Source organism: Mesorhizobium sp. M7A.F.Ca.CA.002.05.1.1 (genome assembly GCF_003998335.1).
Classification (GTDB): Bacteria; Pseudomonadota; Alphaproteobacteria; order Rhizobiales; family Rhizobiaceae; genus Mesorhizobium.
Map to the genome: position 1 here is coordinate 1 of NZ_RZQI01000307.1, position 6,283 is coordinate 6,283.

Below are 6,283 nucleotides of genomic sequence, written 5' to 3' on the forward strand. Positions count from 1 at the left end.
GCCACCACCCCGCGGATCCTTTTGATGGACGAGCCGCTATCGGCGCTTGACAAAAAGCTGCGCCAGGAAATCCAGGCCGAGATCCGCCGCATCCACCGGGAGACAGGCGTCACCATCCTCTATGTCACGCACGATCAGGAGGAGGCGCTGCACCTATCCGATCGAATCGCGCTGTTCAGGGAAGGCCGCATCGAACAGATCGGCACCGGCGAGGATCTTTACCTCCGGCCGGCGAGCGAATTTGTTGCCGGCTTCATCGGCAACTCGAATTTTCTGCCGGCTGAGCATTTGCAAACCGCGCGTGGCGTATCCACGATCCGCCTGGCCGAGGGCTCAATCGTGACCGGTATCAAAACGACAACGTCCTTCGGCCAGGGTCAGAGGGTCCGGCTGATGGTGCGCCCGGAAGCCTTCCGCCTCGCGCCTGGCCCCACGAGCGCGGCGCTTGCCGTCGAGATCATCGATACGGCGTTCTTCGGCGACCGCCGGCGCGTCGTGGCGCGCACGGCCGCCGGCGAGGAAATCGATGTCAGGCCAACCTCTGACGCCGAGGGAGCAGACAGCCCCGCAACATCAGGCAAGCGCATCTTTTTTGATCCCGGCTCGGCCTTCTTGTTTCCGGCCTGAAGGGCCGGATTGGTCAGGTCAAGTCGACGTCTGTCAAGTTCCGAAGAACCGCTTCTTAAAATCCGTGTCTGAACGCTGCCGATCCGCTCCTGGCTCAATGCCGCAACCGTTCGGGCTGTTGTGGCTCTGCTTTGATCTTGACTAATTAACTGTCTTGCAAACACGGACGTTGCGCTTCCTCGCGCATAGAGTTAATAATCTCCTAATATAAGCGTATTCTAAATCTCGTGCTCGCGAGTTTGGATGACGCAATTGGGGTAGGGAGAACGGGCGCGGCTGCCAAAGCCGTCGCAGCCACAGTTATTGAGCCATCATCCGCCCGCGAACGGTCCGCTTAAGCCGGCTGTTCGTAGCGCGGTGGCTCGTCTGGATGGCTCTGCCAATTGATGCCTGCCCGAATTCGCATGCCGGTCCGCGCTATTCTTCATCTGGTGGCAGCGGAACGTGCCGGACCGTCAATAGAACAGATTTGGGGCGTCTGTTCTTAAACAAAGGGGGGTTGAAAATGGCTACTCAGGTCACCGGTGCCGGCGGCACCACGACGTCGTTCTCGAACACGCCGCAAGCGAAGGACGATCTTCTTGCCTTTTCGGAAGATGCCACTGGCGTCTTGATCCTGAATGTATTGGCGAACGATCTGGGAGGAGCGGCCACACAGCTGTATTCTATCGACAACGCAGACAGTCTTACGACAGCGACGAAGATATACGCACCGACAGATCTACTGGCGCGCGACATCACATACTCAAGTGATAGTGCAGCGCTCGCCGCGCTCCCAGCGACCGCCAATACGAGCTTTCTAGGCGCTCGCATCTGGATAAGCGCCGATGGTACGATCCACTACAACAAGGCAGATATCGACGCCCAGGTGCAGGCACTTGGGCAGGGGCAGATTCTCACCGACAGAGTGACCTACGCCATTCAACTCGGCAATGGCACGCTAAGCTGGGCCACGGCTACCATTCAGTTCACCGGCATCAACGACGCCGCGGTGATTACTGTCAATGGTGCCGAAGACACCTCGGTGACGGAAAAAAGCGGTGTCGCCAACGGCACGCCAGGCGACGCGACGGCCTCCGGCGACCTCGATGCGACCGATGTCGACAGCTCGGCGCTGTTTACCGTGCAGTCCGGCGTGGCCAAGACCTATGGCACCTTCTCGATCGATGCCAACGGCACCTGGAGCTATACGCTCGACGACAACAACGCGGTCGTCCAGGCGCTCAACAGCACCGGGGCGAACACAACGCTGCATGAACTGGTGACGGTTACGACCGCCGACGGCACCCAGAAGGTGATCGACATCACCATTCATGGCGCCAATGATGCCGCGGTGATCACTGTCAATGGTGCCGAAGACACCTCGGTGACGGAAAGGAGCGGTGTCGCCAACGGCACGCCAGGCGATGCCACGGCTGCGGGCGATCTCAATGCGACCGATGTCGATAACGCGGCTACCTTTAACGTGCAGTTCGCCGTCGCCAAGACTTATGGCACCTTCTCGATCGATGCCAACGGCACCTGGAGCTATACGCTCGACGACAACAACGCGGCCGTTCAGGCGCTCAACAGCACTGGGGCGAACACCACGCTGCATGAACTGGTGACGGTCACGACCGCCGACGGCACGACCAAGGACATCGTCATCTCGATCAACGGCGCCAACGACGCGGCGGTGATCACCGGCGATGCCAGCGGCTCGCTGACCGAAGCCTCCGGCGTTGCCAACGCCACGGCCGGCACCTCGCCGGCGACCGGCGATCTCAATGCGACCGATGTCGACAATACGGCGACCTTCAACACCCAGGCCGCCGTCGCCAAGACCTATGGCACGTTCTCCATGGACGTGAACGGCGCTTGGAGCTACACCCTGGACGACGCCAACGCGGCCGTTCAGGCGCTCAACAGCACCGGAGCGAACACCACTCTGCACGAACTGGTGACGGTCACCACCCTCGACGGCACACAGAAGGTGATCGACATCACCATCCACGGCGCCAACGACGCGGCGGTGCTATCGTCTGCCTCGGCCAACCTGACCGAGACCAACTCGGCAGCAGATATCTCGACTTCCGGCACACTGACCATCTCGGACGTCGACAGCCCCGCAACCTTCGTCGCCCAGGCCGCCACCGCCGGTACCTACGGCACCTTCGCCATTAATGCGGCTGGTGCGTGGACCTACACGGCAAGCTCGGCCCATGACGAGTTCGTCGCCGGCCAGCACTATACCGAAAACTTCGATGTGGTCAGCGCCGACGGCACCCACACGTCGGTCGCCATCGACGTCCTCGGCACCGCCGATGCCCCGCCGCGCTTTGCTCCGACGGACATTCAGCTCACACCGAGCACTACGACGGACAATGTGACTTTCAGTTCGTTCCAGTTCACGGGAACACTGTCCGCAACCGATGCAGATCCCGGCGGCTTCGTCTACAGCATCACCTCGCAATCGGACCCTGGACTGTTTTCGATCGCCGGCAACACATTGAGCTCGGGAGATCTCTCGCCGAGCAAGGCGTATTCCATAACCGTGCAGTCAACGCAGGTCGGCGATCCGGTCGGGCCTGCTTACCAGTATTCCGAAACTTTCCAGGTCATCACCGGCAGCAATGGCAACTCAAGCGACAATCTCAGCAGCCCCGTAGGCGGCGACGATATACTCTACGGCAATGGCGGGGCGGACCAGATCTTTGGCCTGGCCGGCAATGACACGCTGTTAGGCCAAGGCGCTAATGATACCCTGTCCGGCGGCGACGGCAATGACCGGCTGGTCGGTGGTGCCGGCGCCGACACGCTTAGCGGCGGTCTGGGCGCCGACACATTCTATTACGGATCAGCCGTTGCGGATTCTGCGCCGGGTGCCGGCAGTTTCGACACCATCACCGACTTCGTGCATGGGGTCGACAAGATCGACCTGTCCTCAATCGACGCCAGCGGAGCCGCCGGTGATCAGGCGTTCCTGTTCGGAGGGCAGAATGTGAATACCGTCGCCAGCAGTATCACGTGGTCGGAAAGTGGCGGCAACACAATCGTCCGTGCGGACGTAACCGGCAACACAGGCGCCGATTTCCAGATCACGCTGACCGGTACCGGGCTCGGACTGACGGCGAGCGACTTCGTGCTTTGAAACCAGGAGGTGAGTCGCTTTGCGGCTCACCTCGTTGCTCGATGTGATTGGGCCTCCGCGTTAAGGTTTACGACGGGACTACCGACGGGCCGCGTGGCCGGCTGAAGGATCGGGGATAGTATCGGCATACAGGTGGACAGGGGGGCGGTTCTCCGCTGGGTATTTGAGTCTCGAAAGAAAATCGCAGATTGTGAAGGACGCCCTTCTGGCGTGCCGTCATTATTTCCTGATCGCGGCAGGCTTCAGCCTGGCGATCAACCTGCTCTATCTCGCCTCGCCGCTCTATATGCTGCAGATCTACGACCGTGTTGTGACCAGCGGTAGCCAGACTACGCTGGTAATGCTTACCATCGCGCTCCTGGCGGCGTTCCTTGCGCTGGCAGGTCTCGACCTCATGCGTGCCACGATCCTGACCCGGGCTAGCGTACGCCTCGACCGGTTGCTGTCCGCGAGGATCGTGGCCGCGTCGGTCGAAACCACGCAGTCGGGCTCCTCTCAGAGCCAGCCAGTGCGTGACTTTGACACGTTCCGGCAGGTCATAACTGGCATGGGCATCAATGCGCTGTTCGACCTGCCATGGTCGCCCATCTACATCGCCATCATCTTCCTGCTGCACCCCTGGCTCGGCTTCTTTGCGCTCGGCTCGTCGCTGCTGCTCGTCACCATGGCGGTGCTCAACGAATATCTGGTGCGCGCCCCGCTCAAGCAGGCCAACGACTTGGCGACGGCCAACTACAATTTCACCGATATGAGCCTGAGGAACTCGGAAGTCATTCGCGCCATGGGCATGATCGAAGGCCTCATCGGCCGCTGGGGACGCGACCGCAGCTTGGCGCTTCAACGCCAGACGCAAGCCAGCGACCGCGCCGCCTTGATGTCGGGGATGATCAAGTTCCTTCGCTTGACCATGCAGTCGCTGATCCTCGGCCTCGGCGCCTATCTGGTGATCGAACGGCAGACCACAGCCGGCTCGATGTTCGCGGCCAGCATATTGCTGGGCAGAGGACTGCAGCCCGTCGAACAGATCGTTGGCCTCTGGCGCAGCCTGATCCTGGCGCGGGCGGCGCTGGCGAGGGTTCACAAACTGGTCGACGGGGGCACGCAGAACGCAAGATCGTTCAACCTGCCGAAGCCAACCGGCAAGATTTCGGTCGAGCAGATCAGCTTTGCAATTGCCAGCCAGCAGAAAGTGCTGCTCCGGGACGTATCATTCCGGCTGGACGCAGGCGAGGCGCTGGGAATTGTCGGCCCGTCCGGCGCCGGCAAGTCAACGCTGGCTCGTCATCTCGCGGGCGTCATGCAACCCAGCCGCGGCACCGTCAGGCTGGACGGCGCCGATCTGTCGCATTGGGGACACGACGCGCTTGGTGACCACATCGGCTACCTGCCGCAGGATATCGAACTCTTCTCCGATACGGTCGCCGCCAACATCGGCCGCTTCAAGACCAATGTCGACCAGGAGGTCATCGAGGCCGCGCGGCTCGCCGGCGTGCACGAGATGATCATCCGCCTGCCGCAAGGCTATGAGACCCAGATTGGCGAAGGCGGCGCAGTGCTGTCGGGAGGATATAGGCAACGGATCGCTCTTGCTCGTGCGGTGTTCGGAACGCCGAACCTGATTATTCTTGATGAGCCGAGCTCCAATCTGGACGCCGATGGCGACCGCGCGCTGAGCGAGTGTGCGATCGAGCTCAAACGCCGGGGCAGCACGGTGATCATCGTCTCGCACCGGCCCTCGACCCTGGCGAATGTCGACAAGATCCTTCTGTTGCGCGATGGCGCGGTCGAGGCCTTCGGCATGAGAAACGAGATCGTGGCGCTGCTCAACCAGCGCGCGGCTCCAATGGCGGTGGTAACGCAATGAGCCGTGTTTGGAGAGAGCGATGAGCGACGGCGCCCTTACCTACCGAAGCCTGCCCGGGGAAACCGGCATCCTCGCTCCGGATTCGATCCGGGTGCCAGCCTATATCGGCCTGCTGATCATCGTTGCCTTCTTCGGTATCTTCGGCGGCTGGGCAGCCTTTGCCCCACTGAACGGCGCCGTGCTCGCCGACGCCATCGTCAAGGTGGAAGGCAATCGCAAGAGCGTACAGCACTTCGACGGCGGAACGGTGAAGGAAATCCGCGTCAAGGATGGCGACGTCGTCAGGAAGGGCGACATAATGCTGAAGCTGGACGACACCATGATACGATCCGAGTTCAATCTCTATGCCCAGCAATATGCGCTGCTGCGTGCAACCGATGCCAGGATTCGGGCCGAACTGGATGGCAGCGAGGCTGTTGCCTTTCCCAAGGACATCCTCAAGGAGCACGAGGCCTACCTCAGGGATGCGATGGCAAACCAGATCGCCGACCTGGAAAGCCAGCGCGCCTCGATGGCCGGCGCCAGGCAGATTCTCGAGCGGCGGATCGCCGAGCTCGAGGAGCAGATCCAGGGCAAGCAGGCTCGGGTCCAATCCTACCAGGCCCAGATGCAATCGACGATCGACGAGAAGGCCAGCCTGTCAAAGCTGCTCAAGGCTGGAT

General features: G+C 61.4%; 3 protein-coding genes and 1 pseudogene. All 4 read left to right on the forward strand.

Annotation, left to right across the window (positions count from 1 at the left end; genetic code table 11):
• A partial coding sequence (locus EN939_RS16920; RefSeq protein ID WP_164751034.1) for an ABC transporter ATP-binding protein occupies positions 1–627 on the forward strand: 627 nt, incomplete at its 5' end.
• A gap of 370 nt (positions 628–997) precedes the next feature.
• On the forward strand, positions 998–3,757 hold the full coding sequence (locus EN939_RS16925) for a VCBS domain-containing protein (RefSeq protein ID WP_127268932.1): 2,760 nt from the start codon (positions 998–1,000) through the stop codon (positions 3,755–3,757).
• A 190-nt stretch (positions 3,758–3,947) separates the two neighbouring features.
• Entirely contained in the window at positions 3,948–5,621 is a 1,674-nt protein-coding gene (locus EN939_RS16930) for a type I secretion system permease/ATPase (protein ID WP_236383531.1), read from the forward strand.
• Positions 5,622–5,640: 19 nt separating this feature from the next.
• Positions 5,641–6,283 (forward strand): annotated as a pseudogene (locus EN939_RS16935) (biotin/lipoyl-binding protein); the annotation flags it as partial.